The sequence below is a fragment of the Streptomyces sp. NBC_01803 genome, assembly GCF_035917415.1.
Classification (GTDB): Bacteria; Actinomycetota; Actinomycetes; order Streptomycetales; family Streptomycetaceae; genus Streptomyces.
In genome coordinates, this window is record NZ_CP109073.1 from 1,376,288 (window position 1) to 1,403,050 (window position 26,763).

Here is a 26,763-nt window from a genome sequence, read left to right on the forward strand (position 1 = left end):
TCCTCGCTTTCCGGCGGCGGCCGGGGTCGATGGGTGCGGGAGGTGCCGGATCGTCGCGCGCGTCCGGCGGCGCGGTCCGCACGGCGGTCTACAGGTTCGTCATGTCCACCGGGATGCGGGCCCGCGCGCCGTCGCGCAGCACGGTGGCCTCGATCAGGCCGTAGGGGCGGTCCGCGGCGAAGTAGACCGCGCCGTCGGGGGTGTCGTTCTTGATGCCGAAGGGTCCGAGATCGACCAGGAAGTGATGCTTGTTGGGCAACGAGAGCCGGACCTCGTCGATCTCCCGCAGATTGTCGATCACTCGCGATCCCATCGCGAACAGCGTCTGCTGGAGCGAGAGCGAGTACGTCCGGGCGAAGCCGTCCAGGATGTGCTGCCTGGCCGCCGCCCAGGAGCCGTCCCAGTCGCCGGGGGCCCGCGCGGGGTCGCCGGTCCAGGAGTGCCGCCAGACGGCGGTCACATCGGTGGCCAGGACGCGGTCCCTGGTCTCCGGCAGCGTGGTGTAGCGGTCCTTGACAAAGCCGGAGAACTCCGAATCCGTCGAGTTCATCACGGTCAGCCCGGTGAGCCCGCTGAGGAACTCCCAGGAGTCCCCGTCGAACGTGACCTGCGCCGTCCGGGTGCCGCCGCCCGTGCGGACGAACGAGTGCTCGCCGCGGTCCGGGGTGGGGATGCGGTCCCAGGCGTACTCCTCGACGCGGATACGCGCCCGGTGGATCGTCGGCTGGGAGGTGACGAAGTGCCGCGCGAGCAGGGCGGCGAACGCCTCGGGCGAGGCGATCCCGTGCTCCTTGGCGAAGGCGTAGACCGTGTTCTTGGTGGTGTCCGTGGGCAGCACGGCGGCGTTGGAGCCGGAGTGGTGCACGTCCGCCATGTCGCCGGAGAGGGCGACCGACACGTTGAGGTCCCGGATGTGGTGCGTGGCGCCGTCCCGGGTGATCCGGACGACACGGGTCTCCGCCTTGCCGTACTGGTTCTGGCCGAGTGTGGGCATGAGGTCAGCTCCCTCGGTAGACGGAGTAGCCGTACGGGTTGAGAAGCAGCGGAACGTGATAGTGCTCGCCGGGCACCACGGCGAACGCGACCGTCACCTCGGGGAAGAACGCGGGCGCCGTCCCCGTCCGGCTCAGGTACGGCTCGACGGCGAACGTCAGGCGGGCCGCCGCCGCGCCGCCGGGCAGCGCGGGCAGGTCCTTGCAGCGGCCGTCCGCGTCCGTGCGGGAGGTGCCGAGCGCGGTCCAGGCCCCGTCCGCCCCGTCCGCCCCGTCCGCCTCCACCGTCCCGCCCGCCGGGACGGGCAGCGCGGAGAGCGTGACCGCGACGCCGGGCGCGGGGCGGCCGGCGCTGGTGTCCAGGATGTGGGTGGAGACGGTGGCGGTGGCCTCGGCCAGCCGGGTGAGGCGGAGGCGGTTGATCTTGCCCAGCTCGACGCGGACGATCTCCCGTTCCGCGTCCGGCGGATTGTCCATGCGGGCACGCAGTGCGGCGAGCATCCGCTCGCCGCTGAGCCCGGTGGCGCGGATCAGGAAGACATGGCCGAAGCGCTCCTGGTAGGCGAGGTTCAGGTCGAGCATCTCGGCCCTGAGCGCGTCCGGGGCGTCGGCCATGCCGCGCTGCTCGCGGGCGGAGGCCGGGTCGGCGGGGTCCGGACGGCCGATGGGCGGGTGACCCGCCATCGCCTCGGCGAGGTCGTCGGCGGTCAGCCCGGTCGTCGCGGCGTCGCTCGCGGCGAGCAGCGCCTCGGTGTCCGCGAACGGGCGGGCGGCGAGGAGCCCATCGCGCCAGGCCCGCGCGGCGCACACATGGCGCAGGGCGTCGCGCGCCGCGCGCTCGTCGGCCCCGTTGAGCCAGGCCAGCCCTGGCGCCGGACTCCGCGTCACGCAACGCTCCTCACTCGTCGGCTTGAAGGGAGTCCAGCTAAGCCGCCCGACGGGGAAACGTCAACAGTTTGTTGAACGATTCAGATAGTTGTACACCGTGAAGCGGCTGACCCCGAGCGCCGCGGCGACCGTCTCGACGCCGTGCCGCATGGCGAACGCGCCGCGCGCCTCCAGCGTCCGCACCACCTGCTGCTTGGTCCGCCGGTCCAGCTCGGCCAGCGGCACCCCGTGCCGGCGCTGGAGCTCGCTCAGGATGTGCTCCAGCGAGTCGGACAGGTGCGGCAGCCGCACCGCGACCGCCCGCGCGCCCTGCCAGGAGAGCATCACATCGTCGTCGCGCGCCTCCCCCGGCGGGACCAGCTCGCCGCCGATGGCGTCCACCAGCGGCTTGATCGCGTCTATGAACAGGCGCTCGTCGGGAACGCTCATGCCCGCCCTTCCTCCCCGGCCGACTCCCCCGCGTCCTCCCCGGACCCGGCCCGCCCGGCCTCCTCGCCGATCGCGGTGACCTGGAGCGAGATCCGGGTGGCGCCGACCGCGAGCGCGCGGCGCAGCAGCGCGTCCACGGCACCCAGGACCGCGTCGGCCGAACCCTCCGCCGTATTCCCGAACGGCCCCACGTCCACGGCGTCCAGCGGCGCGCCGCGCACCACCTCGCGGGCCACCAGGGCGTGCTCGGGGGGCTCGTCCAGATCGAACGGCTCGGTCGTGAACTCCAGTCTCAGTCGCACGCCGCCAACCTAACGTCTCACCCGGCGATCAGCGGATGATCGGCCGACCGGGCTGGATGCGCTGATGCGGCACGCCGAAGAGCTCGACCGCCTGCCGGAGCTGGTGCACCCCGGGAGCCAGCGCGCTCACCGAGCCGACCGCGGCGGCGATCAGCAGCAGCGATTGCCCCAACAGGGCGGTGTCCGGCACCCCGGCGGCATGCATGCCGTCGAGGGCAATCAACTCCCGCTCGGCGACCTCACGGTCCGCGAGGGTGGCCGGGTACGCGCGCAGATCTCTGCGCAGCCGGTCCACCGCCGCACGCAAGGCCAGCAGGCGGGGATCCATCCCGCCGGGCGGGAAATTCCGCACCATATGGGCAGTCTCCGCTTCTCCTGCCGCCACTCGACCCTCCCCTGCCGTCTCCGTTGACGTCGGCCGTGTCCGTGGGGCGCACATGGGTGGAGGCGCCCGACGGACCGAACAGGGAAAGTAAATATCACTGTCCGCGCATCACGCCATACGGAGGGCAAGATTCCGTGTCACATTCGGATGAACAAACGCGCTCGACGCGGCATGGGCAAGCACTGTCAGCGTACGCCTGCGCGGGTCGCGTCCGTCCGCGAGACTGTGAGAATCTCGCAGAGAAGTGCCGTCCTAGGAGCGCCAGATGGCGAAAAGCGTGCCTGTGCGGTGTCCGGCGTGCCGCCGGGAGCACACCTACGTCCCGCCCGACTACCCGTGTTCCTGCGGTGTCTCGGTGACCGTCCCCCTGCTGCACGGGAGTTCACCCGTTCCGGTGCGTCACCGATCGTGGTCGGGGGCGTGGACCGAGCTCGACTGCCCGGCCTGCGGGCGCCCCGGTTCGTGGCCACGGCCGGAGTTCGACTGCCCCTGTGGGGTGACGGTCCGGCTCGCGCCGGACGGCGCGGCCCCGCGGGCCGAGGACGGCGGGCGGACGGCGTTCCAGCCGCTGACGATCAGGACCACGTACGACGTGGTCGCCTGCTCCGCGCAGTTCCTGCGCTGGCTGGGCTATCCGGGGGTACGGCTCTCGGTGCCGCGCCCGGTGTCCGGGCTCGACCTGCGCGGGCCCACGGTGGTCGGGATGGTCAATCCGACGACCGAGCCGACCGAGGCCGGGGACATCGAGACGTTGTGGCTGCACGGACTGGTCGAGTCGGCGGCCCCGGTCGCGTTCTCGCTGGCCGGATACCAACAGCGGGCCCGGGGGCGGGCGGACGAGCTGCGCCTGCCGCTGTTCGTGCTGGACCTGGCCGGCACCCCGCAGCCGGTGAACGACCCCGCCGACGCGCTGCTGCGGGACGGGCCGGGGACGAGCTGACGCGCGCGGACACGGCTCACTCCCAGCGCACGTCGTGCACGGTGCCCGGGATGGGGGCGCCTCCCGGGCCGCCCGCGGCCTGGGGGAGGAAAGCGAGCAGCCGCGCGCCCTCCTCGGCCAGGTCGGTCCGCTCGGCGGCGGTGAGCCGGTCGAACGGGGTGAGGACGAGCGTCGCGGCGGTGTGCCCGCGGTCGGCGTCGACGCGCCAGAGGCCCCGGACGAAGCCGTCGGCGAGGAAGACCGGGAGGGCCCGGTTCCCGACCCAGCTGCGGGACTTGGCGGCGGCGGATATGACGCGGGAGCGGTCCGCGTGTCCGATGAAGAGGTTGTCGTACTCGGGCAGGAAACGGGCCGGCGCCGGGACGTCCTCGCCGGGGCGCGGGGCGTCCGGCAGGTCGTACAGCTCGACGCCGTTCGCGTCCCGGAACCGTTCGAGTCGCGGCAGCAGCCGGTCGAACACCTCGCGCAGTCTGGTCAGTCCCGACCACATCTGGGCGTCCTTGACCGACGCCGGTCCGAAAGCGGCGAGGTAGCGGAGCACGAGCCCGTCCGGGGCCGTGTCCGCCGCCTGCCGACCGCCGAGCCAGGACTCGGCCGTGGTGTGCCGGGCCGCGCCGCCGCGCCGCCACAGCCCGCGCGGCGGCACCTGCACCAGCGCCAGGGCGTGCCGGGCGACCTGGGCCAGCGCCGGCCGGTCGGCGTCCGGCCACTCGGCGCCCAGCTCCCTGCCCAGCTCCTGGAAGGTGCGCGGCCGTTCCTCCACCAGCTCCCTGGCCCGCGCCGCGACCCGGTCCAGGTCCACGCCCGTCAGCCGTTTGGCCCACGCCGAGCGGAACGGCCGCTCGTGGCCCGGCCGCAGCACCGGGCGCAGCGCGAGGCAGTCGCGGGCGGTGACGGTGTGGATGGTGGAACGCTGGAGGCTGATCCGGACGAACTCCCGTGCCTCGAACCGGCGGGAGAAGTCGTCGGGGTCGAAGCCGTCCAGCCGCGACCACAGGGCGGTGTAGTGGTTGGACGGCACCTGGGTCTGGAGGCCGACCAGGTGCTCCACCGCCGCCGCGGCGTCCAGGGCCGGACGCCGCAACAGGAACTGCCGGTCAAGCAGCGCGCGGTTCAGCTCCCGAAGGCTGAGCGGCCGGATCGTTGTCATGCCCCGACCTTACGATCCCGGTCGTGTCGTGATGGATGTTGTCGTGATGGATGGGGCTGGTGGTGCCCGAGAGGGGGACACCCGCGCCGCCGCGCCGCACGGCCACGATCTCGGCGGCGATGGACAGCGCCGTCTCCTCGGGGGTCCTGGCGCCCAGGTCGAGGCCGATCGGCGAGCGCAGCCGGGCCAGTTGGCGCTCGGTCACCCCGGCCTCGCGCAGCCGCCGCAGCCGGTCGGCGTGAGTGCGGCGCGAGCCCATCGCGCCCACGTAGGCCAGCGGCAGCCGCAGCGCGCGGGTCAGCAGCGGGATGTCGAACTTGGCGTCGTGGGTCAGCACGCACACCACCGTGCGGGGGTCCGGGCGCTGCGCGTCCAGATAGCGGTGCGGCCAGTCCACGACGACCTCGGCGGCGCCGGGGAAGCGGGCCGGGGTGGCGAAGACGGGCCGCGCGTCGCAGACGGTGACCCGGTAGCCGAGGAACGCCCCGGCCCGGACCAGGGCGGCGGCGAAGTCGATGGCGCCGAAGACCAGCATGCGCGGCGGCGGCACGCTGGACTCCACGAGCAGGGTGACCGGCTCGCCGCAGCGGCTGCCCTCCGCGGCGACCTCCACCGTCCCGGTGCGGCCGGTCGCCAGCAGGGCCGCCGCCTCGGCCGCGGTCGTCCCGTCCAGGGCGGGCGGGCCGCCGAGGGTGCCCTCCCGGGTGCCGTCGGGCCGCACGAGCAGGGCGCCGCCGAGCAGCCGCGCCGGCCCGGCGACGACCCGGGCCAGGGCCGCCGCGCCGCCGCCGGCCGCGGACTCCAAGGCGGCGGCGAGCACCGGCCGGGCGGCGGCGTCGGCGCGCACCGGGGTGACGAGGACCTCGATGCTGCCGCCGCAGGTCAGCCCGACGGCGAAGGCGTCGTCGTCGCTGTAGCCGAAGCGCTCGGTGCGGGACAGGCCCGTCGCCAGCGCCTCCTGGCACAGCTCGTAGACCGCGCCCTCCACACAGCCGCCGGAGACGCTGCCGATGACCGTGCCCCCGGCGTCCACGGCGAGCGCCGCGCCCGGCGGCCGGGGGGCGCTGCCCCGCACGGCGACGACCGTGGCCACGGCGAAGTCGCGCCCGTCGCGGCACCAGGCGAGCAGCTCGGCGGCGATGTCCAGCATGGCCCTTCCCTCCTACGCCTCTCCGGCGTCGGGCCCGGGCCCGACGATGTGCTCGGGCCGGACCGGGACGCGGCGCAGCGCGCGCCCGGTGGCCTGGCGGATGGCGGCGACCACGGCCGGGGTCGAGGACAGGGTGGGCGCCTCGCCGATGCCGCGCAGCCCGTAGGGCGCGTGCTCGTCGGCGAGCTCCAGGACGTCCACCGGCATGGTGGGGGTGTCCAGGATGGTGGGGATGAGGTAGTCGGTGAACGACGGGTTGCGGATCTTCCCGTCCGGGCCGACGACGATCTCCTCCAGCACCGCGAGGCCGAGGCCCTGGACGCTGCCGCCGTGGATCTGGCCGACGACGGCCTGCGGGTTGAGCGCCTTGCCGACATCCTGGGCGGCGGCCAGCTCGATGACCTTGACCAGGCCGAGGTCGGTGTCGACCTCCACCACCGCGCGGTGGGCGCAGAACGAGTACTGCACGTGCCCGAAGCCCTGGCCGGTCTCCGGGTCGAACGGCTCGGTCGGCCGGTGCCGGAACTCCCACTCGATGTCGATCGCCTCGTCCCCGAGGACGTCGGCGAGCGCGGCGAGTACCTCGCCGTCGGTCGTGACGACCTTGCCGCCCGCCAGCCGCAGCCGCTCCGGCTCGCGCCAGCCGTACCGGGCGGCGCCCAGCCGCAGGACCTCGGCGCGGACCGCCTCGCAGGTGTTCTTGACGGCGCCGCCGGTCATATAGGTCTGCCGGGAGGCGGAGGTGGAGCCGGCCGAGCCGACCCGGGTGTCGGCGGGCAGGATGCCGACCTGGGTGACGCCCAGCTCGGTGCGGGCGATCTGGGCGTGCACGGTGACCCCGCCCTGGCCGACCTCCGCCATCGCGGTGTGCACGGTGGCGACCGGCTCGCCGCCGACGGCCTCCAGGCGGACGCGGGCGGTGGAGTAGTCGTCGAAGCCCTCGGAGAAGCCGACGTTCTTGATGCCGACCGCGTAGCCGACGCCGCGCACGACGCCCTCGCCGTGGCTGGTGTTGGACAGCCCGCCCGGCAGCGCGCGCACGTCCGTGGCGCGGGCGCCGGCCGCGTCGGTGGTCTCCCACTGCCGCTCCGGCGGCAGCGGCCTGGCCCGGACGCGGCGCAGCAGCTCCGCGACCGGGGCCGGGGAGTCCACGACCTGGCCGGTGGGCAGGACGGAGCCCTGGCTCATGGCGTTGCGCTGCCGCAGCTCCACCGGGTCCATGCCGAGGGCGGCGGCGAGCTTGTCCATCTGCGCCTCGTAGGCGAAGCACGCCTGGACGGCGCCGAAGCCGCGCATCGCGCCGCAGGGCGGGTTGTTGGTGTAGAGGGCGATGGCCTCGATGTCGGCGTGCGGCACCTCGTAGGGGCCCAGCCCGAGAGAGGCGGCGTTGCCGACCACGGCCGGGGAGGAGGAGGCGTACGCGCCGCCGTCCAGGACGATGCGGGCCTTGACGTACACGAGCCGGCCGTCGCGCGTGGCGCCGTGCTCGTAGGTGAGCCTGGCGGGGTGGCGGTGGACGTGGCCGAAGAACGACTCGTACCGGTTGTAGACGATCTTGACGGGCCGTCCGGTGCGCAGCGCCAGCAGGCAGGCGTGGGCCTGCATGGACAGGTCCTCGCGGGCGCCGAACGCGCCGCCGACGCCGGAGAGGGTGAGCCGGACCTTGTCGCGCGGCAGGCCGAGGACGGGTGCGAGCTGCCGCTGGTCGACGTGCAGCCACTGGGTGGCGATGTAGAGGTCGACGCCGCCGTCCTCGGCGGGCACGGCGAGCCCGGACTCGGGGCCGAGGAACGCCTGGTCCTGCATGCCCACTTCGTACTCGCCGGTGACGACGACGTCGGCGGTCGGGGCCGCGGCGGCGACGTCGCCGTGCCGGATCGGCTGGCGGTGCACGATGTTGGGGTGGGCCACGTGCCCGGCGTGATGGTCGTCGCGGCCGGGGTGGAGCACGGGCGCGCCGGGGCCGGTGGCGCTGGCCTCGTCGTGGACGACGGGCAGTTCGGTGTAGTCGACGCGGATGCGGGCGGCGGCGCGGCGCGCGGTCTCCGGGTGGTCGGCGGCGACCAGGGCGACGGGCTCGCCCTGGTACCGGACGAGGTCCTTGGCCAGGACCGGCTGGTCCTGGATCTCCAGCCCGTAGTGGGTGGCGGCGGGCAGGTCGTCGTAGGTCAGCACGGCGTGAACGCCCGGCACGGCGAGGGCCGCGGAGATGTCGATGCCGTCGATGCGGGCGTGCGCGTACGGGCTGCGCAAGGTGTGGCCCCAGAGCATGTCCTCGTGCCACAGGTCCGACGAGTACGCGAACTCGCCGGTGACCTTGAGGATTCCGTCCGGACGGGGCGTGGACTCGCCGATCCCGCCGGTCCCGCCCGCGGTGTCGCCGCGCTGGCTCAGCCCCTCGGGGGCCCGGGTGACGCTCATGGGCCGGCCGTCCTCTCCGGCGTGCCCGCGCCGGTCCGCGCGGCGGCCAGGCGGACCGCGTCGAGGATCTTCTCGTAGCCCGTGCAGCGGCACAGGTTGCCCGAGAGGGCCTCACGGATGTCGGCGTCGGCCGGTTCCGGGGTGCGGGTCAGCAGTTCGTCGGCGGCCATCAGCAGGCCGGGGGTGCAGAAGCCGCACTGCACGGCGCCCGCGTCGACGAACGCCTGCTGGATCGGCGCCAGCCGGCCCTCTCCCTCCCCCTCGGCCAGGCCCTCCACGGTGGTGACGTCGCGGCCCTCGGCCTGTCCGGCGGCCACCAGGCAGGCGCACACCAGATCGCCGTCGAGCCGGATGGTGCACGAGCCGCACTCGCCCTGCTCACAGGCGTTCTTGGCGCCGGGCAGGCCGAGCCGCTCGCGCAGCACGTAGAGCAGGCTCTCGCCCTCCCAGACGTCGTCGGCCGTACAGGCGCGGCCGTTGACGGTCATATTCACGCGCACCGCGCGCCTCCTTCGTTCCCGGCGTAAGCCGTCCAGGTCCAGTGCAGTGTGCGGCGGGCCAGCACGCCCACCGCGTGCCGGCGGTAGTCCGCGCTGCCGCGCACGTCGTCGATGGGCGCGCAGGCCACCGTCACCAGCTCCGCGAAGCGGCGGGCGGCGGACGGCGGGACGGGCCGGCCGCTGTCCCAGTGCCCGCCCTCGGTCAGCACGCCGCCGAGGAAGTCCTCCGCCTCCCGTGCCCGGACCGGCGTCGGCGCGGCCGAGCCGACGCCGGTGCGGACCGTGCGGGTGGCCGGGTGCAGGGCGAGGCCGAACGCGCAGACCGCGATCACCATCGCGTTGCGGGTGCCGACCTTGGCGAACTGCTGCGGGCCGTCGGCGACGTCGATGTGGACGGCGCGGATCAGCTCGTCGGGCGCGAGCGCGTTGCGCTTGGGTCCGGTGTAGAACTCCTCGACGGGGATCAGCCGGGTGCCGCGCACCGACGCCGCCTCGACGCGCGCGCCGGCCGCCAGCAGCGCCGGGTGGGCGTCGCCGGCCGGGGAGGCGGTGCCGAGGTTGCCGCCGACGCTGCCGCGGTTGCGGATCTGCGGGGAGCCGACGGTGTGCGCGGCCAGGGCGAGGCCGGGCAGCGCGGGCCGGAGCCGTTCGATGATCGCGCTGTACGGGACGGCGGCACCGAGCCGTACGGTGTCCGCGCCGTTCTCCCACGCGTACAGTTCGCGGACCCGGGTGAGGTCGAGCAGCCGCTCGGGGCGGCGGTGGTCGAAGTTCAGCTCGACCATGAGGTCGGTGCCGCCCGCCAGGGGCACGGCATCGGGATGCGCCGCCTTGGCCGCGAGCGCCTCCTCCCAGCCAGCCGGGCGAAGGAATTCCATGTGTGTGCTCTCCCGCTCGACGATGACACGACGGCCTGACCGGCCCGCCACCAGTACATCGGGCTCACGGGCGTCCCGGCAGTCACGGATGGGCCGAAGCACCGGACCGGCCCACGGCGCATTCTTGTAGATTCATACGAAGAACCGCCACCGGCAACCGTCCGGCAGTGGCCCCGCAACACCCAGGACATCACCCGGGGCACCGGCGTCCGCGCGATCGGCGGACCGCCCGGCAGCGGGAACGAGAACAAGAAGAAGAACAAGCACGGGAACCAGGACCGGAACGAGAGCCAGGACGGGGACGAGGACCGCGATGCGACTGAGCGCGCTGCTGGAGAGCGGGGCCCTGGGGCTGCGGCTGCTCAGCGGTGCCGGGGGGCTCGGCCGACGGGTGCGCGGCGTGATGACGACCGACCTCCGCGACCCCAGCCGCTATCTGCGCGGCGGCGAGCTGGTGCTGACCGGCCTGGCGTGGTGGCGCGGTCCCAAGGACTCCGAGCCGTTCGTGCGCGTCCTGGCCGACGCGGGTGTGGCCGCTCTGGCGGCGGGTGAGGCGGAGTTCGGCTCGGTGCCCGACGATCTGGTGGCGGCCTGCGAGCTGCACCGGCTGCCGCTGTTCGCGGTGGCCGAGGAGGTCAGCTTCGCCGAGATCACCGAGCACGTGGTGCGGCAGGTCTCGGGGGAACGGGCCGGGGACCTGGCCGCCGTGGTGGAACGGCACCGGCGGCTGATGGCCGCTGGCCCGGCGGGCGGCGGCCCGCAGGCGGTGCTCGACCTCCTCGCCTCCGACCTCGACCTGCGCGCCTGGCTGCTGTCCGCCACCGGCCGGCCGCTGGCCGCCGCCCGCCAGGAGCGGCTACCGGCGGGCCTGGGCACCGAGCTGGCCACGCGGCAGCTCACCGCCGCGCGGACCGGACGGCGCGGACCGTACCGGGCGGTCGTGGACGGCGTCGCGTACGCCCTCTTCCCCGTCCGCGCCGGGGCGGGCGACGTGCGGCGCACGCTGCTGTCCGACTGGCTGCTGGCCGTGCGGGCGGACGCGCGGGACTGGCCGGCCCAGCGCCTGGACCTGCTGGACGGCGTGACCCAGCTCATCGCCGCCGAACGTGACCGCGGCGAGGCGACCCGGGCGGTGCCGCGGCGGCTCGCGCGGGAGGTGCTGGACCTGCTGGCGTCCGGCGCGCCGTCCGCCGAGGTCGCCGCCCGGCTGCGGGTGGCCGCGCCGGTGCTGGTCCCGGGGCTGTCGGGGGGGCCGAACGTGTCGGGGGCTTCCGGGGCTTCCGGGGCCTCCCGGGTGCGGTGGCAGGTGGTCGTGGCCCGGGTGGAGTGGCCGGACACGGACTTCGACGCCGGGCCGGTCGGCCGCGGCCTGCTGGAGGAGCTGCTGACGGGCGCCCCGGCGCCGGAGGCGGGCGTCGCGGTGGCGCACGGCGGGGGCGAGGCCGTCGCGCTGGTACCCGTCACGGACGGGGAGCACGCGGGGCACGGGGCACTGCGCGCCGAGACGGTGCTCGGCCCGGTCCGGGACGTGCTGGCCGCCGGGCTCGACGGCGACGGGCGGCTGACGCTCGGGGTCTCGGCCGCGGTGCCCTCGGCGGACGGGCTGCGCGGCGCGCTGGAGGAGGCCCGACACGCGCTGCGGGTGGCCGCGGCCCGGCCCGGACAGGTGTCGGGCGCGGGCCACGGGGAGCTGGCCTCGCACGTGCTGCTGCTGCCCTTCGTCCCCGACGACGTGCGGCGCGCGTTCACCGCCCGGCTGCTGGAGCCGCTGCGCGACTACGACCGGCGGCACCGGGCCGAGCTGGTGCCGACGCTGGAGGCGTTCCTCGCGGCGGACGGCTCCTGGACCCGGTGCGCGGCCCGGCTGCACCTGCACGTCAATACCCTGCGCTACCGCATCGGCCGCGTCGAACAGCTCACCGGCCGGGACCTGACGCGGCTTGAGGACAAGGTCGACTTCTTCCTGGCGCTGCGCATGAGCTGACGCGCTGTCGGCGTGCCGCGACCGGGTCGGCTCATCGGCGGGCTCAGTGGAAGCTCAGCTCGTCCAGCGACGAGCGCGACCCGCCGCGCAGCTTGGCGAACAGCAGGGTGAGCGCCGTCCCGGCGATCGCCCAGAGGGCGAGCACCAGCAACGGCCCGAGGACGGCCCGCCCGTCGAAGTACGCGATGGAACGGGCGAGCCAGGTGCCCGCGCCCGGGATGAGCGCCGGACCGATGGCCTGCCAGAACGGTGGCAGCAGCGGATAGGGATAGGGACCACCCGCGCTGGGGTTGCCCAGCACGACGACGAGCAGCAGCGCCACGCCGATGCCGACGATGCCCAGCAGGCCCTGGCAGGCGAAGGTCAGCGCCCCGGTGGCGAACACCACCAGCGCGCCCAGCAGGGCCAGGGCGACCACCCGCCCCGGCAGCGCCTCCAGCACCGGCCCGGCGATCACCGCGCCGACGAGCCCGGCGATCAGCGAGTAGACGCCGAGGAGCAGGAGGCGCCGCAGCGCCCGGCCGACCGTGGCCGGGCGGACACCCGCGCTGACGGCGAGGGCCGCCGCGCAGAGGTAACCACCCAGACACCAGCCGACGATCAGATAGAACGACGACAGGCCGCGGCTGTCGTGGTCGCCGACCGGTGCCACGTCCTCCACGGTGACGGTGCGCTGTTCGGCCGCCTCCGCCTCGCGGATCACGTCGGTCAGGGCCTGCGCGAGCGAGGAGCCGCCGCCGCCGGCGACGTAGAGGGTGTCGACCGCGCTACCGGGATCCACGATCAACGCGCCGTCGATATCGCGCCGTTCGACCTGGCGGCGGGCGTCGTCGGCGTCCTTGGCTCGGTGGTCGGGGTCGAGCGGTCCACCCGGCAGCGCGTCCAGACGGCCGATCAGCTCGCCGCGCACGTCGTCCGGCGCCACCACCGCGATCGGGACGCGATCGGGCTCCGGGTCGTGGAGGGCGCCGAGGTAGGAGGTGATGAACGCGAGGTGGAGCAGCAGTACACCGAGGACAAGCAGCGCGGCGCGCGGCGTCACGGCGCCCCGCGCCTCGGTGCGGTTGTCGGCCGTGCCGTATCCGGCTATCCGATCCATATCGCCCATCGTGGTCGGCAGGGCGCACGCCCGCACCCGCGGGCCGACCGATCGGCTGACGCGGCTGGTTTGTGAACTGATTCACGCGGCCCTCTTGGCCGGGCCGTGCCGCTCGTGCTGAGATGCACTCACATCACAGACGACCGACGGCTCGACGACGTGCCCCCAGGAGGCCATGTGACGGAAACCGCCGTACCACGTCAGGTTCGGACGGCGGGGACAGCTCCTGCGGACGCCGCGGTATGGCGACTGCGGTCTCGCGGCTGCTGGGAGGACGCCGCGGCGCTGCTGGACGCACCGGCCCGGACGGAGCCGTGGGCGGCGCTGCTGCGGGCGGAGTTGCTGGCGGAGCGCTGCATGTTCACCGCCGAGGGCTGGGACCGGGCCGAGGAGGCGCTGCGGGCGACCGAGTCGATGCCCCTGGACGACGAGGAACGGGGCGCCGCCGCCTGCGAGCGCGGCTACCTCGCCTACGCCTCGACGCTGCTGCGCGTGCGCGACCGCGCCGACGAGGCGCGCGCCGCGCTGGGCCGGGCGGCGGCGCTGCTGGCGCCGGACTCCCCCGGCCGGGCGCTGCTGGACTTCCGGCGCGGGCTGGTCGCCCAGCACGTGACGGGCAACCCGCAGGCCGCCGAGGCCGGCTTCCGCCGCGCCCACAACGCCGCCCTGGGCCACGGCGACGTGCTGCTCAGCTCCTACACGTGGCGCCACCTGGCGGCCCTGGCCCTGGCCACCGGCGATCTGACGGAGGCCCGGCACGGTTTCGCGGAGTCGCTGCGCCTGCGCGAGGAGACCGGCTTCCTGGTCGGCATCGCACCGGCCCTGGTCTCCCTCGCCGAGGTCCAGCCGGAGCCGGAGGCCGCACAGCTGCGCGCCGAGGCCGCCCGCCTGTACCGGGTCCTGGGCGGCATCCCCCGCTGGCTGGCCCCGGACCTCGCCCCCACCCCCTGACCGCCCCACCCGACGCCGGAGTAACGGCCCGGCCGGGAACGGTGCCGGTCGGACGCGCGGTGGCCCGCGCCTTCACCGGCGCGCCGGGACAGGACCGGCGCGGCGGAACGCCCCGGTCCGCCTCGGCGTCCTCGTTCGGCGTGGCCGGGTCAGCCGCCGGAGGGGGACTTCCCGGCGTCCGGATCGAGGGTCGGCTCCCGGGGTGGGGCCAAGTGGCGCAGCGCCAGTGCCTCGGCACCCGCGTAGTCGCCCACGCGGAGCGCGTCGGTGCCGGTCGGACGTACGGTGGCCCGCGCCTTCACCGGCGCGCCGGGACCGGAAACGGGGCGGCGGAACACCCCGGTCCGCCTCGGCGTCCTCGTTCGGCGTGGCCGGGTCAGCCGCCGGAGGGGGACTTCCCGGCGTCCGGATCGAGGGTCGGCTCCCGGGGTGGGGCCAAGTGGCGCAGCGCCAGTGCCTCGGCACCCGCGTAGTCGCCCACGCGGAGCGCGTCGAGCAGGGCCGTGTGTTCCAGGGCGTCCGCGAGGAGTTCGGCGGTCTCGGGGAGCGCGCCGTGCGCGGCCGGGACCTGGGCCCTGCGGTGCAGGTCCTCGGTGATCGCGACCAGCTGACGGTTCCCGGTCAGCCTCATCAGCGCCCGGTGGAAGGCGCGGTCCGCCGCCGCGTACGCGGCCCGGTCACCCGCCGAGGCGGCGCCGACCGTTGCGTCGGCCAGCGGGCGCAGCTCGTCCCAGCGCTCGGGCGGCAGGGCGCGGGCCAGCCGCAGGACGGCCGGCACCTCCAGGGCGGAGCGGACCTCGGCCAGCTCCGCCGTGTCGCGCGCGCTGCGCCCGGCGACGCGGAAGCCGCGGTTGGGCACTATCTCGACCGCGCCCTCGCTGGCCAGCCGCTGCATCGCCTCCCGCACGGGCGTCGCGGACACCCCGTAGCGCTCGGCGAGCGCGGGCGCCGAATACGTTCGGCCCGGGGCGAGTTCGCCGCGCGCCAGGTCCTCCCGCAGGGCGGCGAGGACCTGGTCGCGCACCGAATGCCGGGCGGGCAGCGGGCGCGGGCGCCGCCCGGCGGGCGGCGCGGGCCGGACCGCCGCCGGGCCCGAGGCCGACGGCACCGGTCCGGCTGTCTCCGTTCGGGTGGGCTCCATTCACCGCTCCGTCCCATCCCGCCTGCACGGCAACGAGATTCAGTTTCGCCACCCTAGGGGCACGCGGCCCCCTGGCACACCCCCATGACGGCTCGGGTAAGGTAAGGCTTACCTGTCCACGATCGGAATGCGATCAAGAACGGTGGCTCATGACCGTGCCCGCGCTTGTCCGGACCACGCCGCTCGCGCCCGCCTTCGCCCGGGTCGCCGAGGTCATGCCCGCACTGCGCATCACCGAGGAGGAGCCGCGGCACGGCGACGGCTGGACGCGCGGGAGCGACCTCGCGGCCGGCGGGCCCGCCCTGGACGAGCTGCTGGCCGTCAACGCCGAGCGGCTCCTGGCGGAGTACGGCACCCGCGCGCGGCCCGACGTGATCGCCGGCTTCGCCCTCCACCGTTACGCCTGGCCGGCCGCCGTCCTGTTCACCTTCCCCCACTTCCTGCTGCGCCGCGTCCCGTGGCTCGCGCCCGGAGACGTCTCGTTCCATCCGGGCGAGGGGCGGGTCACCGTCCGGGCCACCGCGTTCAGCTGCCTGCCCGACGATCCGGACGCCGGCCATCCGCTGGCGCGGATCGTCCGCGACGAGGAGGCGCTGCGTGCCGCCGTGCGGCAGGCCGCCGCCGACCATCTCGGGCCGGTGCTCACCGCGTTCGGCCCGCACATGCGGCGCGGGCCGCGCGCGCTGTGGGGCGCGGCCACCGACGAGCTGGTCGAGTCGCTCTGGTACATGGGCAGCCTGGTCGGCGAGGAGCGACGGGCCATGACCGAGGCCGGGCTGCTGCTGCCGGGCTCCACCGCCCCGTTCACACCCGGCGCCGGGTTCCGCGAGCTGGCCGGGCCGGACGGGAGGCCGCTGGCGACGCGGGACCGGGCGAGCTGCTGCATGTACTACACGCTGCGTCCCGAGGACACGTGCGTCACCTGCCCGCGCACCTGTGACACCGAACGAGCTATCAGACTGGCCGCAAGCTGATAACAGATTCCTTTCCGGCCAGCCCAACTTTATTCGGAATAACCCCTGTTGGTAGGATTCCACCCGAAATCCGACCAGTGCGGCCTCCGTTAGCATCACGATGCTCGGCAGAGGCACAGCCGCCACAGGACCACCACAGGCGCCGCGAAGCAGGCACACCCAGGCGAGGGGCAGACCCGTATGACATCGACGGACATAGAATTCAGCTGGGTGCTGGCGGCAGCGGTGCTGCTGATCGGATTCCTGGCGGCCGTCGCGCTGTTGACCCGAGGCCGGAAGCCCAGGAAGGACGCCGGGGACTCCTCCGACTCCTGGGAGCGCCTGGAGACAACGCGCCGGCGCCGGGAGCGGATCTACGCCTCCGCCTCCTACACGCTGCTGTTCTGCTGCGCGGGGGTGGCCGCGGCGCTGTCGTTCCAGGGCCTGGTGGGCTTCGGCCGGCAGAACCTCGACCTGTCCAACGGGTGGGAGTACCTGGTCCCGTTCGGCCTCGACGGCGCGGCGATGTTCTGCGCGGTCATCGCGGTGCGCGAGGCGAGCCACGGTGACTCCTCGATGGGCTCGCGGATGCTGGTGTGGATGTTCGCCGGTGCCGCCGCCTGGTTCAACTGGGTGCACGCGCCGCGCGGCACGGGCCACGCGGGCGCCGCGCACTTCTTCGCCGGGATGTCCCTGTCGGCCGCCGTCCTCTTCGACCGGGCGCTGAAGCAGACCCGCCGGACCGCGCTGCGCGAACAGGGCCTGGTGCCGCGGCCGATGCCCCAGATCCGCTTCGTCCGCTGGATGCGGGCGCCGCGCGAGACGTTCGGCGCCTGGTCGCTGATGCTGCTGGAGAACGTGCGGACGCTGGACGAGGCCGTCGAAGAGGTCCGCGACGAGCGCCGGAAGAAGGACGAGCAGCGCACGGTGCGGCGCGAGCAGCGGAAGCTGGAGCGCGCCCGGATGCGGGCGCTGGGCGGCCACCACAACATGCTCGGCCGTGGCGCGGTGGCCCAGGTCCCGGCGCCGAGTGAGCCCGCCGCCCTGGAGTCGGGCCTCCCCCGCCGCGCCCTGCACGCCCCGCCGGAGGACCCCCTGACCACGGCCGCTCCCGGCCGGAGCGTGCGCGGCGACGACGGCCTGGACTCCCCCATGTCCCAGGCCGCCCCGCGGCTGGACTCCCTCGAAGAGAAGCTGGCCCGGATCGAGCGCTCCTTCGGCTGACGGCGGGCGGCTGACGGCCGGCGGCCTGACCGCCGGCCGCCCGTCCGGGACCCCTTCCGGCGTCACCGGTCGGTCAGGACGCCTTCCAGCGTGAGCAGTTGCCGCTTTCGCGGCAGGCCGCCCGCGTAGCCCGTCAGAGAGCCGTTGGCGCCGATGACGCGGTGGCAGGGGCGAATCACCGTCAGGGGATTGGCGCCGACCGCGCCGCCCACCGCGCGCACGGACAGCGGGGAAACCCCGGCCAGCGCGGCGAGTTGGCCGTACGTCACGGTCGATCCGTAGGCGATGTGGTCCAGCGCCGCCCAGATCCGCTCGCGGAACGCCGAGCCGCGCGGTGCCAGCGGGATGTCGAACTCCTTGAGCTCACCCGCGAAATAGGCGTCGAGCTGACCCGCCGCGGCGGTGAAGTCCGCGGCGGCCCGCCGCCAGTCCGCGCCGACCGTGGCGCCGCCCTTCTGTCCCGGCAGGGTGACCCAGGCGAGGGTGCCGGGCTCGGGCCCGGCGAGCAGCAGCTCTCCGAGCGGGCTGGGGTGAGTGGTGTACAGCATCAGTGCCTCTTCTCCGTACTGGCCGGGCCGGCCGGACCCGCCGGGCCGACCGCGTTCCACAGGTGGTGCAGCGCGTAGGAGCGCCAGGGGCGCCACGCCTGGGCCGCGTCGGCGGGCGCGCCGACGGCGCTCAGGCCCTGCCGGACGCCCGCGTCGCCCGTCAGGAAGACGTCGGGGTCGCCCAGGGCCCGCATCCGGACATAGCCGACCGTCCACGGGCCGATGCCGCGCAGCGCGAGCAGGGCGCGTTCCGCCTCGTCGCGGCGCACCCCGGGTCCGAGACCGACATCGCCGTCGGCGAGCGCGGCGCACAGGGTGCGGATCGTGCGGCGGCGGCTCTCCGGCATGCCGAGCTCGGTCAGCGGCGCCTCCGCCAGCGCGGTGGGCTCGGGGAAGACGTGGGTGAGCCCGCCGTCGGGCGCGGGCAGCGGCTTGCCGTACGCCGTGACCAGCTTCCCGGCCAGCGCGCGGGCGGCGGCCACGGTGACCTGCTGGCCGAGGACCGCGCGCACCGCCAGCTCCTCCGGGTCGGCCGCGCCCGGCGAGCGCATCCCGGGACGGGCGGCGACCAGCGGGCCGAGGAACGGATCGGCGCCGAGCCGTTCCGCCACGGCGTAGGGATCGGCGTCGAGGTCGAAGAGCCGCCGCGTCCGCTGCACGGCGGTCGTCAGGTCGCGCGGGTCCGTCAGCAGCAGCCGGCAGTCGAGCCAGCGGGCGCCCCGCGCGTCGGCGGACTCGGTCACCTCGGCCACGCCCGTGCCGTGCGGCAGGGCGAGCGAGCGGCGGTACGTCCGGGCGCCGGGCTCGCCCAGCATCTCCTCGATCCCGGCGATCGCGCGGCGCTGGAGGAAGTCGAAGACCTCGCGCGCCGCGTATGGCCCCCGGTACGCGAGCCGCAGCGGAACGCCGGCCGCCGGCACGGCGGCCGGGCCGCGGCCCCGGCGAGCCGACGCGGTGGCGCGCAGCTCGGTCGGGGTCAGGTCGTAGCCGGTCCGCACGGTGTCGTTGAACTGCCGGACGCTGGAGAAGCCGGACGCGAACGCGACCTCCGTGATCGGCAGGTCGGTCGTCTGGAGCAGCAGCCGGGCCGTGTGCGTACGCTGCGCCCGCGCCAGGGCGACCGGGCCGGCGCCCAGCTCAGCGGTGAGCTGCCGCCGCACCTGCCGGGCGCTGTACCCGAGCCGCCGGGCGAGCCCGGCGACGCCCTCGCGGTCCACCACACCGTCGGCGATCATCCGCATCGCCCGGCCCACCGCGTCCGCCCGGACGTTCCACTCGGCCGAGCCGGGCACCGCGTCCGGACGGCAGCGGCGGCAGGCCCGGAAACCCGCCGCCTGGGCGGCGGCGGCCGAAGGGAGGAAACGGATGTTCCGCCGCTTCGGCGTGATCGCCGGGCAGCTCGGCCGGCAGTAGATGCCGGTGGTCAGCACCGCGGTGAAGAACACCCCGTCGAAGCGCTCGTCCCGGCCGCGCACCGCCTCGTACCTGCTGTCATCGTCCATCACGCCGTCCAGTGTGCTGGGCGGGGAAGCCGGCCACTGGCGGAAATCGGACGCGACGGTTCACTTGTCGGCGAGCCGCGCCGGGAAGCCGCCGGTCGCGATCGGACCCCAGTGGTGGGGGGTGACGCGGATCAGGGACTTGCCCTGCCGGAGCATCGCGGCGCGGTACTCGCCCCAGTCGGGATGCTCGCCCGCGATGTTCCGGTAGTACTCGACGAGCGGCTCCAGCGCGTCCGGCACGTCCAGCACCTCGGCCGTACCGTCGATCTGCACCCAGGGGCCGTCCCAGTCGTCGGACAGGACGATGACGCTGACCTCGGCGTCACGCCGCGCGTTGTGGCTCTTGGCGCGCTCCGGGTACGTCGCGACGACGAGCCGTCCGTCGCCGTCGACGCCACAGGTCACGGGCGACCCCTGCGGGGAGCCGTCGGCGCGGCGGGTGAGGAGAATCGCCCGGTGGCGGGCGCGGACGAAGTCGAGCAGGCGCGGCATGTCGACGATCGACGTCCTCGCGATCGATGGACTCATGGCGCAGCACCCTACGCCCCCCACCGGGCTGGAGGAGGGCGGCGCGGTGGTGATCGCCACCGCGCCGCCCACCGCGCCGCCACGGGGTCAGGCCGCCGCGACGACCGCCTCCGTGCCGGCGGGCGTGAGGGCCAGCTCCAGCACCTGCCGGACGTCCGTGACCGGGTGGACGTCGAGCGTGGCCAGGATCTCCTTCGGCACGTCGTCCAGGTCCGGCTCGTTCCGCTGGGGGATGATCACGGTCGTCAGCCCCGCCCGGTGCGCGGCGAGCAGCTTCTGCTTCACGCCGCCGATCGGCAGCACCCGCCCGGTCAGCGACACCTCACCGGTCATCGCCACGTCGGGCCGCACCTGCCGACCGCTGAGCAGCGAGGCCAGCGCGGTCGTCATGGTGATGCCCGCGCTCGGGCCGTCCTTCGGCACCGCGCCCGCCGGGACGTGCAGGTGGACGCCGCGCTCCTTCAGGTCGCCGACCGGCAGCTCCAGCTCCGCGCCGCGCGAGCGCAGGTAGGACAGGGCGATCTGGCCGGACTCCTTCATCACGTCGCCGAGCTGACCGGTCAGGGTCAGGCCCGCGCCGCCCGTCTCCGGATCGGCCAGGGACGCCTCGATGAAGAGGACGTCGCCACCCGTGCCGGTGACCGCGAGGCCGGTCGCCACGCCCGGCACCGCCGTACGCCGCGCGGCCGGCTCCTGTGCCGCCTCCGGCGTGTGGTGCGGACGGCCGATCAGGTCCCGCAGGTTCTCCACGGTGACCGTGAACGGCAGCGCGACCTCCGCCAGCTCGGCGCGGGCCGCGACCTTGCGCAGGAGCTGGGCGATGGTGCGCTCCAGGCCCCGGACGCCCGCCTCCCTGGTGTACTCGCCGGCCAGCTTGCGCAGCACGCCGTCCTCGATGACGACCTCGTCGCCGCCCAGGCCCGCGCGGTCGAGCTGCCGGGGAACGAGGTGGCCGCGCGCGATGGTGACCTTCTCGTCCTCCGTGTAGCCGTCGAGCCGCACCAGCTCCATGCGGTCGAGCAGCGGCTGCGGGATGGCCTCCAGCACGTTCGCCGTGGCGAGGAACACCACGTCGGACAGGTCGAGCTCGACCTCCAGGTAGTGGTCGCGGAAGGTGTGGTTCTGCGCCGGATCCAGCACTTCCAGCAGGGCGGCGGCCGGGTCGCCCCGGTAGTCGCTGCCGACCTTGTCGATCTCGTCCAGCAGCACGACCGGGTTCATCGAGCCGGCCTCCTTGATGGCCCGCACGATCCGGCCGGGCAGCGCGCCGACGTACGTGCGCCGGTGGCCGCGGATCTCGGCCTCGTCGCGCACGCCGCCGAGGGAGACGCGGACGAACGCGCGGTCCATCGCCCGCGCCACGGACTCCCCGAGGCTCGTCTTGCCGACCCCGGGCGGCCCGACGAGAGCCAGCACCGCGCCGCCGCGCCGACCGCCGATGACGCCCATGCCCCGGTCACCGCGCCGCTTGCGCACGGCCAGGTACTCGGTGATCCGCGCCTTCACGTCCTCCAGGCCCGCGTGGTCGGCGTCGAGGACAGCCTTGGCGCCGGGAATGTCGTAGGAGTCCTCGGTGCGGGTGCTCCACGGCAGTTCGAGAACGGTGTCGAGCCAGGTGCGGATCCAGCTCCCCTCCGGGCTGGCGTCGGAGGACCGCTCCAGCTTGTCGACCTCCTTCAGGGCCGCCTCGCGCACCTTCTCCGGCAGGTCGGCGGCCTCGACGCGGGCCCGGTAGTCCTGGCCCTCGTCGGCGGCGTCACCGTTCAGCTCGGCCAGCTCCTTGCGCACGGCGTCGAGCTGGCGGCGGAGCAGGAACTCGCGCTGCTGCTTCTCCACACCGTCCTGCACGTCCTTGGCGATGGTCTCGGCGACGTCCTCCTCCGCGAGGTGGTCACTCAGCAGCCTCACCGCGAGCCGCAGGCGTGCCACGGGGTCGGTGGTCTCCAGCAGCGACACGCGCTGCTCGGCGGTCAGGAAGGGGAGGTACCCGGCGTTGTCCGCCAGGAGGCCCACTTCCTCTATCTGCTGCACCCGGTCCACGATCTGCCAGGCACCGCGCTTGCGGAGCCAGCTGGTGGTGAGCGCCTTGTACTCCTTGATCAGCTCGGCGACCGCGCCGGGCAGCGGGCTGGGCACGGTCTCCTCGACCGGCGTTCCCTCCACCCACAGCGCGGCGCCGGGCCCGGTGGTCCCGGAGCCGATGCGGACGCGCCGCAGACCACGGACGAGGGCGCCGGGGTCACCGGCGGCCAGCCGCCCGACCTGCTCGACGCGGCCCAGCACGCCGAAGTCGGCGTAGGCCCCGTCCACGCGCGGCACGAGCAGCACGCGGGGCTTCTCCCCGCGCGGCGCGGCAGCCTGCGCCGCCTCGACCGCGGCCCGCACCTCGGAGTCGGAGAGCTCCAGCGGGACCACCATCCCCGGCAGCACCACCTCGTCGTCGAGTGGCAGCACCGGCAGGGTGAGTACATCGAACGATGAAGTCATGACCTCTCCTCAGGCAGGCAAATTGAGCTTCATCGACTCAATGCCGAGAGGGGGCGGGATGTTCCCGACGCTCCGCGCCGTTCGCTGTCAGCGATCAGCACCAGGGGGGGATCGGTCGGTACAGCGCGGCGGAGCCCCCGGATAGTCCCGGCGCGCGGACGAACGCCCCCGCCCCGGAGCACGGATACGCGCCGCACCCGACGGCCGACGGCCGAGGGCCCAGGGCCTGCTGGCCAACCGGCCGACCGGCCGACCGGCGACGGGCAAGGCGGTACGGCGGGGCACGCGGTGGGCGGCCGTCGCCGTGCGGATGGAGGCGTCCCGCCCACCGTGGACGAGCGGACGCGGGGCCCCGGCCGCCACCAGCCGGCGCGGCCCCTCAACGGCGGCGACGACCCAGGCGGGTGCCCGGCCCGCGGCAGGCCCGAGGAGGGCTACATGTCGCGGCGCAGGCGGTACAGGAAGTCGCGGGTGGCGGTCGGGGCCTCGGCCTCCACCACCAGGCGGTTCATCATGTGGCGGTACTGCTCGATCTCGGCGGCCTTGTCCGGGTACACACCGCCGGTGAGCTGTTCCAGGTACACCACGTCGGGCAGCTCCCCGCCCGGGGGCCGCAGGAGCGTGATCGGGCCGCAGATCGCCGCGTAGCCGCCGACCGTGAACGGGACGACCTGGATCGTCACGTGCGGCAGCTCGGACACGTTCAGCAGGTGGTCGAGCTGCCGCCGCATCAGACCGGCGTCGCCCATCGAGCGCCGCAGCGCCGCCTCGTCGATCACCACCCACAGGTGCGGCGGCTGCGGCCGGCGCAGAATCCGCTGCCGCGCCATGCGCAGCGCGACGCGGCGCTCGATCCGGTCGTGCGTGTCGTCGGGGCCGAGCAGCAGCAGCGCGCGGGCGTACTCCTCGGTCTGGAGCAGCCCGGGGACGAACTGGAGCTCGTAGCCCCGGATGACGACGGCGGTCTGCTCCAGGCCCAAGTAGACGTTGAGCCAGCTCGGCACCACATCGTGGTAGACGTGCCACCAGCCGGGGGCGTTGGACTGCCGGGCCAGCGCCAGGAGCGTGGCGCGCTCGGACTCGTCGGTGACGTCGTAGAGCGTCAGCAGGTCCGCGACATCGCGGGTCTTGAAACCGGTCCGGCCCATCTCCAGGCGGCTGATCTTGGAGTGCGACGCCCGGATACGGTGTCCGGCCTCGGCGCCGGTGATGCCGCGGGCTTCCCGCAGCCGGCGCAGCCGCGCGCCGAGGATCATGCGCGGGACGGTCGGGCCGCTCTGCTGGAGGTCGAGGCCGCGCGTCGATCTGGACCCGGTCCCGACGGCATCGTTCACGCTCAGATTCAGGCCCATGCACGCTCCCCTGCCGCCACTGAGACCGCCCAAACTCTACTAGATCCCTTTCCCCCGCCATCAGTTCGGACAACACCCGTTGAGCCGGGGGCTGGTCTCCTGGCGCCGACCCTCCTACCGTAGCGGTATGACCCCCAGCACCCACTCGGTGACCAACCAGGTTCCGCCCCTGGTCGATTACGACGTCTTCGCCCAGGACACCGCCCTGTCCGAGGCGTTCGCCCGGCACGTCGGCGCCGACGTCGCCGCCGAGGCGACCGCCGAGCTGAGCGCGCTGGGCCGAGCCGCGGGGTCGGCGGAGGTACAGGAATGGGGTGCGCTGGCGAACGCGCACCCGCCGGTGCTGCGCACCCACGACCGCTACGGCCACCGGATCGACGAGGTCGACTTCCACCCGGCCTATCACCGGCTGCTGGACCGGGCCGTCGCGGCCGGGCTGACGGACGCCTGGTCACACCCGCACGGGCAGCTCCGGCGCGCCGCCGGCTTCCTGGTGTGGAGTCAGGCCGAGGCCGGGCACGGCTGCCCGGTGTCGATGACGCACGCGGCCGTGCCCGCGCTGCGCCACGAGCCGGAGCTGGCCCGGCAGTGGGAGCCGCTGCTGACCTCGCGGATCTACGACGAGGGCCTGCGGGCGCCGGCCGGCAAGGCGGGAGTGCTGGCCGGGATGGGCATGACGGAGAAGCAGGGCGGCTCGGACGTCCGGGCCAACACCACGCGCGCCGAGCCACTGGCGGAGCCGGGGACGTACGCGCTGACGGGCCACAAGTGGTTCTGCTCCGCCCCGATGTCGGACGTGTTCCTGGTGCTGGCCCAGGCGCCGGGCGGGCTGACGTGCTTCCTGCTGCCCCGGGTGCTGCCGGACGGCGACCGGAACACGTTCCGCGTCCAGCGGCTGAAGGACAAGCTGGGCAACCGGTCGAACGCCTCCGCCGAGATCGAGTTCGACGGCACGACCACCGCCTGGCGGGTGGGCGAGGAGGGGCGCGGTGTCCCGACGATCCTGGAGATGGTCAGCGCGACGCGGCTGGACTGCGTGACGGGCTCGGCCGCGATCATGCGGCAGGCCGTGGCGCAGGCGACGCACCACGCCGCGTACCGCGAGGCGTTCGGCGGACGGCTGATCGACAAGCCACTGATGCGGAACGTCCTGGCGGATCTGGCGCTGGAGTCCGAGGCCGCGACCGTGCTCGCGATGCGGCTGGCGGCGGCGTGCGACGACGCCGCGCGGGGCAGCGCGCCGGAGCGGCAGCTGCTGCGGCTGGCGCTGCCCGCCGCGAAGTACTGGGTGACCAAGCGCTGCACCTGGCTGGCCGCCGAGGCCCTGGAGTGCCTGGGCGGCAACGGCTATGTCGAGGAGTCCGGCATGCCCCGGCTGCTGCGCGAGGCCCCGGTCAACTCGATCTGGGAGGGCTCGGGCAATGTGCAGGCGCTGGACGTGCTGCGCGCCCTGCGCCGCGAGCCCGGCGCGCTGAACGCCTTCTTCGCCGAGGTCGGCAAGGCGGCCGGTGGGGACGACCGGCTGGACGCCGCCATCAAGGGGCTGCTGGGCGAGCTGTCGGATCTGGAGGGGATCGAGGCACGGGCGCGCCGTCTGGTGGAGCGGCTGGCGCTGGTGCTCCAGGGCGCGCTGCTCGTGCGGTACGCGCCGTCGGCCGTGGCGGACGCGTTCTGCGCGTCGCGGCTGGGCGGGGATTGGGGCGGGGCGTTCGGGACCCTGCCGCACGGCGCTGACCTGGGCAGCATCGTGACGCGGGCCCGGCCCATCAACGTCGCGTAACGCCTTGGGGTTTGGGGTCCGTTCGCCGGGTTACGCGATGTCGTGACAAACCTCGCACGAGCGCATCTCTGCGAAAGGGGAAGTCGTGACCCTAGCGATCATCATCCTGGCCGTGGCGGTTCTCGGCGTCGTCGGACTGCTCGTCGCCATGCCGCGGGTCGGCGTCGGCAACGGGCGGCTCCAGCGCCGTTTCGGACCGGAGTACGACCGGACCCTGGCCCAGCACGACGGCGACGCCAAGGCGGCGAAGAAGGAGCTGTCCGACCGGCTCCGGCGGCACGGCGGCCTCCGCGAACGCCCGCTGGCGGCCGACGAACGCGAACAGTACGAAATCAAGTGGACGCGGGTCCAGGAGCGATTCGTGGACTCGCCCAGCGCGGCGGTGATCGAGGCCGACCACCTGCTGACCCGGCTCGTCCACGACCGCGGCTTCCCCTCCGACTCGCACGACGACCAGGTCGCCGCGCTGTCGGTGCGCCACCCGCGTCTCGTCGACGGATACCGGCGGGTGCACGCCCTGGCCGGCCGGGGCGCGGCGGGCGGCACGAACACGGAGGAGCTGCGCGAGACCGTGCTGCGGGCCCGCGACCTGTTCCGCGAGCTGCTGACGACCGGTCCCGAACGAAGCGGCGGGCACTCGGCCGCGTCCGACGGGAACGGGCGCACCCGGCGCCTGCGCGTCCCGGGCGCCCTGCGGCACGCGGGCACCACGACGAAGGGCGGCGTGTGATGGCCAAGCAGTTGGAGAAGGTGGAGAAGTACGACACGGTGTCGCCGGCCGCCGGGGACCCGGCCGAGCCGGGGCTCGGGCCGGTCCCGCCCGGCGGGCTGACGGCGGACGAGGGCATCGGAGACGCCCCCTACGACACCGCGCTCTTCCCGCCGGAGGACGCCGAGCGGCTGCGGGTCGGGCTCCAGAGCGCGGTGGTCGGCTTCGTGGACAGCCCCGACCGGGCCGTCGCGCAGGCGGACGCGCTGCTGGACGAGGCCATGACCTGCCTCGCCGACCGGCTTGCCGAGAGCCGGGGGCGGCTGCGCGAGAACTGGCAGGGCGACGGCTCGGTCGGCACCGAGGAGCACCGGACTGTGCTGCTGGAGTACCGGGAGCTGCTGCGGCGGCTGCTCAGCGTCTGAGAGGGAGAGGCGCGACGCGAAAGAGGCGAGAAAGAGAACAAGAGA

Annotated in this window: 26 protein-coding genes; 8 read left to right on the plus strand and 18 right to left on the minus strand. The window is 74.6% G+C overall.

Annotation, left to right across the window (positions count from 1 at the left end; translation table 11 throughout):
• Nucleotides 1-88: 88 nt before the first annotated feature.
• Genes pucL through OIE51_RS05705 form a run of 5 tightly spaced genes read right to left on the minus strand, consistent with a single transcriptional unit; the run spans nt 89 to nt 2,966 of the window.
• On the minus strand, nt 89-994 hold the full coding sequence (gene pucL / locus OIE51_RS05685; protein ID WP_326596003.1) for a factor-independent urate hydroxylase: 906 nt from the start codon (nt 992-994) through the stop codon (nt 89-91).
• Nucleotides 995-998: 4 nt separating this feature from the next.
• The gene (gene uraD / locus OIE51_RS05690) at nt 999-1,880 is read right to left on the minus strand and encodes a 2-oxo-4-hydroxy-4-carboxy-5-ureidoimidazoline decarboxylase (protein WP_326596005.1); all 882 of its coding nucleotides are present in this window, start codon (nt 1,878-1,880) and stop codon (nt 999-1,001) included.
• Nucleotides 1,881-1,940: 60 nt separating this feature from the next.
• The gene (locus OIE51_RS05695) at nt 1,941-2,309 is read right to left on the minus strand and encodes a helix-turn-helix domain-containing protein (protein ID WP_326596006.1); all 369 of its coding nucleotides are present in this window, start codon (nt 2,307-2,309) and stop codon (nt 1,941-1,943) included.
• Nucleotides 2,306-2,611 carry a hypothetical protein gene (locus OIE51_RS05700; RefSeq protein ID WP_326596007.1) on the minus strand — a complete coding sequence of 102 codons (306 nt, stop codon included), beginning with the start codon at nt 2,609-2,611 and terminating at the stop codon, nt 2,306-2,308. Before OIE51_RS05700 ends, OIE51_RS05695 begins: the two co-directional genes overlap by 4 nt.
• 28 nt (nt 2,612-2,639) lie before the next feature.
• Nucleotides 2,640-2,966, minus strand: a complete 327-nt coding sequence (locus tag OIE51_RS05705; protein ID WP_326596008.1) for a DUF5955 family protein — start codon at nt 2,964-2,966, stop codon at nt 2,640-2,642.
• Between the two features lie 526 nt (nt 2,967-3,492).
• Between OIE51_RS05705 and OIE51_RS05710 the strand changes: the two genes are divergently transcribed.
• Nucleotides 3,493-3,936 (plus strand): hypothetical protein, encoded by a 444-nt coding sequence (locus tag OIE51_RS05710; RefSeq protein ID WP_326596010.1) that lies wholly within the window; start codon nt 3,493-3,495, stop codon nt 3,934-3,936.
• Between the two features lie 16 nt (nt 3,937-3,952).
• Here the strand turns inward: OIE51_RS05710 and OIE51_RS05715 are convergent, their stop codons facing one another.
• From OIE51_RS05715 to OIE51_RS05735, 5 genes are read right to left on the minus strand one after another with little or no spacing between them, the layout of a single operon-like run.
• Complete coding sequence (locus tag OIE51_RS05715; RefSeq protein ID WP_326596011.1) at nt 3,953-5,086, minus strand: winged helix DNA-binding domain-containing protein; 1,134 nt, start codon at nt 5,084-5,086, stop codon at nt 3,953-3,955.
• A complete protein-coding gene (locus tag OIE51_RS05720) occupies nt 5,034-6,236 on the minus strand; it encodes an XdhC family protein (protein WP_326596013.1) in 1,203 nt (400 codons plus the stop codon). The genes OIE51_RS05715 and OIE51_RS05720 overlap by 53 nt, the downstream gene beginning before the upstream one ends.
• A gap of 12 nt (nt 6,237-6,248) precedes the next feature.
• Entirely contained in the window at nt 6,249-8,657 is a 2,409-nt protein-coding gene (gene pucD, locus OIE51_RS05725) for a xanthine dehydrogenase subunit D (protein ID WP_326596014.1), read from the minus strand.
• Nucleotides 8,654-9,157: a (2Fe-2S)-binding protein gene (locus tag OIE51_RS05730; protein WP_326596015.1), complete on the minus strand. Its 504-nt coding sequence runs from the start codon at nt 9,155-9,157 to the stop codon at nt 8,654-8,656. The genes pucD and OIE51_RS05730 overlap by 4 nt, the downstream gene beginning before the upstream one ends.
• On the minus strand, nt 9,148-10,035 hold the full coding sequence (locus OIE51_RS05735; protein WP_326596016.1) for an FAD binding domain-containing protein: 888 nt from the start codon (nt 10,033-10,035) through the stop codon (nt 9,148-9,150). Before OIE51_RS05735 ends, OIE51_RS05730 begins: the two co-directional genes overlap by 10 nt.
• A 313-nt stretch (nt 10,036-10,348) precedes the next feature.
• On the opposite strand from OIE51_RS05735, the gene OIE51_RS05740 reads away from it, so the two are divergent.
• A complete protein-coding gene (locus tag OIE51_RS05740) occupies nt 10,349-12,019 on the plus strand; it encodes a PucR family transcriptional regulator (protein WP_326596017.1) in 1,671 nt (556 codons plus the stop codon).
• A 43-nt stretch (nt 12,020-12,062) separates the two neighbouring features.
• Here the strand turns inward: OIE51_RS05740 and OIE51_RS05745 are convergent, their stop codons facing one another.
• Entirely contained in the window at nt 12,063-13,118 is a 1,056-nt protein-coding gene (locus OIE51_RS05745) for a DUF3533 domain-containing protein (RefSeq protein ID WP_326596018.1), read from the minus strand.
• A 177-nt stretch (nt 13,119-13,295) separates the two neighbouring features.
• On the opposite strand from OIE51_RS05745, the gene OIE51_RS05750 reads away from it, so the two are divergent.
• Nucleotides 13,296-14,069 carry a hypothetical protein gene (locus OIE51_RS05750; protein WP_326596019.1) on the plus strand — a complete coding sequence of 258 codons (774 nt, stop codon included), beginning with the start codon at nt 13,296-13,298 and terminating at the stop codon, nt 14,067-14,069.
• Between the two features lie 149 nt (nt 14,070-14,218).
• Here OIE51_RS05750 and OIE51_RS05755 read toward each other — a convergent pair whose 3' ends face one another.
• Together OIE51_RS05755 and OIE51_RS05760 are read right to left on the minus strand one after the other, a co-directional pair.
• Nucleotides 14,219-14,407: a hypothetical protein gene (locus tag OIE51_RS05755; RefSeq protein WP_326596020.1), complete on the minus strand. Its 189-nt coding sequence runs from the start codon at nt 14,405-14,407 to the stop codon at nt 14,219-14,221.
• Nucleotides 14,408-14,445: 38 nt separating this feature from the next.
• The gene (locus OIE51_RS05760; RefSeq protein ID WP_326596022.1) at nt 14,446-15,210 is read right to left on the minus strand and encodes a GntR family transcriptional regulator; all 765 of its coding nucleotides are present in this window, start codon (nt 15,208-15,210) and stop codon (nt 14,446-14,448) included.
• Between the two features lie 149 nt (nt 15,211-15,359).
• Here OIE51_RS05760 and OIE51_RS05765 point away from each other — a divergent pair, with 149 nt between their 5' ends.
• Both OIE51_RS05765 and OIE51_RS05770 read left to right on the plus strand, forming a co-directional pair.
• Nucleotides 15,360-16,184 (plus strand): (2Fe-2S)-binding protein, encoded by an 825-nt coding sequence (locus OIE51_RS05765; RefSeq protein WP_326596024.1) that lies wholly within the window; start codon nt 15,360-15,362, stop codon nt 16,182-16,184.
• A 180-nt stretch (nt 16,185-16,364) separates the two neighbouring features.
• Nucleotides 16,365-17,387 carry a DUF2637 domain-containing protein gene (locus OIE51_RS05770; RefSeq protein WP_326596025.1) on the plus strand — a complete coding sequence of 341 codons (1,023 nt, stop codon included), beginning with the start codon at nt 16,365-16,367 and terminating at the stop codon, nt 17,385-17,387.
• 62 nt (nt 17,388-17,449) lie between these two features.
• On the opposite strand, the gene OIE51_RS05775 is transcribed toward OIE51_RS05770, so the two are convergent.
• The 5 genes from OIE51_RS05775 to OIE51_RS05795 form a co-directional block, all read right to left on the minus strand.
• Nucleotides 17,450-17,935 (minus strand): methylated-DNA--[protein]-cysteine S-methyltransferase, encoded by a 486-nt coding sequence (locus OIE51_RS05775; RefSeq protein ID WP_326596027.1) that lies wholly within the window; start codon nt 17,933-17,935, stop codon nt 17,450-17,452.
• Entirely contained in the window at nt 17,935-19,437 is a 1,503-nt protein-coding gene (locus OIE51_RS05780) for an AlkA N-terminal domain-containing protein (RefSeq protein ID WP_326600509.1), read from the minus strand. Before OIE51_RS05780 ends, OIE51_RS05775 begins: the two co-directional genes overlap by 1 nt.
• Before the next feature lie 60 nt (nt 19,438-19,497).
• Nucleotides 19,498-19,965 carry a PPOX class F420-dependent oxidoreductase gene (locus OIE51_RS05785; RefSeq protein WP_326596028.1) on the minus strand — a complete coding sequence of 156 codons (468 nt, stop codon included), beginning with the start codon at nt 19,963-19,965 and terminating at the stop codon, nt 19,498-19,500.
• A gap of 87 nt (nt 19,966-20,052) precedes the next feature.
• A complete protein-coding gene (gene lon, locus OIE51_RS05790; RefSeq protein ID WP_326596030.1) occupies nt 20,053-22,452 on the minus strand; it encodes an endopeptidase La in 2,400 nt (799 codons plus the stop codon).
• Between the two features lie 434 nt (nt 22,453-22,886).
• Complete coding sequence (locus tag OIE51_RS05795) at nt 22,887-23,804, minus strand: helix-turn-helix domain-containing protein (RefSeq protein ID WP_326596031.1); 918 nt, start codon at nt 23,802-23,804, stop codon at nt 22,887-22,889.
• A gap of 127 nt (nt 23,805-23,931) precedes the next feature.
• Here OIE51_RS05795 and OIE51_RS05800 point away from each other — a divergent pair, with 127 nt between their 5' ends.
• The 3 genes from OIE51_RS05800 (at nt 23,932) to OIE51_RS05810 (ending at nt 26,718) form a co-directional block, all read left to right on the plus strand.
• Nucleotides 23,932-25,584 carry an acyl-CoA dehydrogenase family protein gene (locus tag OIE51_RS05800; protein WP_326596032.1) on the plus strand — a complete coding sequence of 551 codons (1,653 nt, stop codon included), beginning with the start codon at nt 23,932-23,934 and terminating at the stop codon, nt 25,582-25,584.
• Between the two features lie 85 nt (nt 25,585-25,669).
• Nucleotides 25,670-26,314: a hypothetical protein gene (locus OIE51_RS05805; protein WP_326596034.1), complete on the plus strand. Its 645-nt coding sequence runs from the start codon at nt 25,670-25,672 to the stop codon at nt 26,312-26,314.
• Complete coding sequence (locus OIE51_RS05810; protein ID WP_326596035.1) at nt 26,314-26,718, plus strand: hypothetical protein; 405 nt, start codon at nt 26,314-26,316, stop codon at nt 26,716-26,718. The genes OIE51_RS05805 and OIE51_RS05810 overlap by 1 nt, the downstream gene beginning before the upstream one ends.
• Nucleotides 26,719-26,763: the final 45 nt, after the last annotated feature.

Bases quoted from the DNA above. Each gene is read 5' to 3' on its own strand.
- OIE51_RS05720 (WP_326596013.1), bottom strand. From the start codon at position 6,236: ATGCTGGACATCGCCGCCGAGCTGCTCGCCTGGTGCCGCGACGGGCGC.
- OIE51_RS05740 (WP_326596017.1), top strand. From the start codon at position 10,349: ATGCGACTGAGCGCGCTGCTGGAGAGCGGGGCCCTGGGGCTGCGGCTG.
- pucL (WP_326596003.1), bottom strand. From the start codon at position 994: ATGCCCACACTCGGCCAGAACCAGTACGGCAAGGCGGAGACCCGTGTC.
- OIE51_RS05775 (WP_326596027.1), bottom strand. From the start codon at position 17,935: ATGCTGTACACCACTCACCCCAGCCCGCTCGGAGAGCTGCTGCTCGCC.
- OIE51_RS05705 (WP_326596008.1), bottom strand. From the start codon at position 2,966: ATGGTGCGGAATTTCCCGCCCGGCGGGATGGATCCCCGCCTGCTGGCC.
- OIE51_RS05810 (WP_326596035.1), top strand. From the start codon at position 26,314: ATGGCCAAGCAGTTGGAGAAGGTGGAGAAGTACGACACGGTGTCGCCG.
- OIE51_RS05715 (WP_326596011.1), bottom strand. From the start codon at position 5,086: ATGACAACGATCCGGCCGCTCAGCCTTCGGGAGCTGAACCGCGCGCTG.
- OIE51_RS05800 (WP_326596032.1), top strand. From the start codon at position 23,932: ATGACCCCCAGCACCCACTCGGTGACCAACCAGGTTCCGCCCCTGGTC.
- OIE51_RS05780 (WP_326600509.1), bottom strand. From the start codon at position 19,437: ATGGACGATGACAGCAGGTACGAGGCGGTGCGCGGCCGGGACGAGCGC.
- OIE51_RS05765 (WP_326596024.1), top strand. From the start codon at position 15,360: ATGACCGTGCCCGCGCTTGTCCGGACCACGCCGCTCGCGCCCGCCTTC.
- OIE51_RS05760 (WP_326596022.1), bottom strand. From the start codon at position 15,210: ATGGAGCCCACCCGAACGGAGACAGCCGGACCGGTGCCGTCGGCCTCG.
- lon (WP_326596030.1), bottom strand. From the start codon at position 22,452: ATGACTTCATCGTTCGATGTACTCACCCTGCCGGTGCTGCCACTCGAC.
- OIE51_RS05770 (WP_326596025.1), top strand. From the start codon at position 16,365: ATGACATCGACGGACATAGAATTCAGCTGGGTGCTGGCGGCAGCGGTG.
- OIE51_RS05695 (WP_326596006.1), bottom strand. From the start codon at position 2,309: ATGAGCGTTCCCGACGAGCGCCTGTTCATAGACGCGATCAAGCCGCTG.
- OIE51_RS05785 (WP_326596028.1), bottom strand. From the start codon at position 19,965: ATGAGTCCATCGATCGCGAGGACGTCGATCGTCGACATGCCGCGCCTG.
- OIE51_RS05735 (WP_326596016.1), bottom strand. From the start codon at position 10,035: ATGGAATTCCTTCGCCCGGCTGGCTGGGAGGAGGCGCTCGCGGCCAAG.
- OIE51_RS05745 (WP_326596018.1), bottom strand. From the start codon at position 13,118: ATGGATCGGATAGCCGGATACGGCACGGCCGACAACCGCACCGAGGCG.
- pucD (WP_326596014.1), bottom strand. From the start codon at position 8,657: ATGAGCGTCACCCGGGCCCCCGAGGGGCTGAGCCAGCGCGGCGACACC.
- OIE51_RS05795 (WP_326596031.1), bottom strand. From the start codon at position 23,804: ATGGGCCTGAATCTGAGCGTGAACGATGCCGTCGGGACCGGGTCCAGA.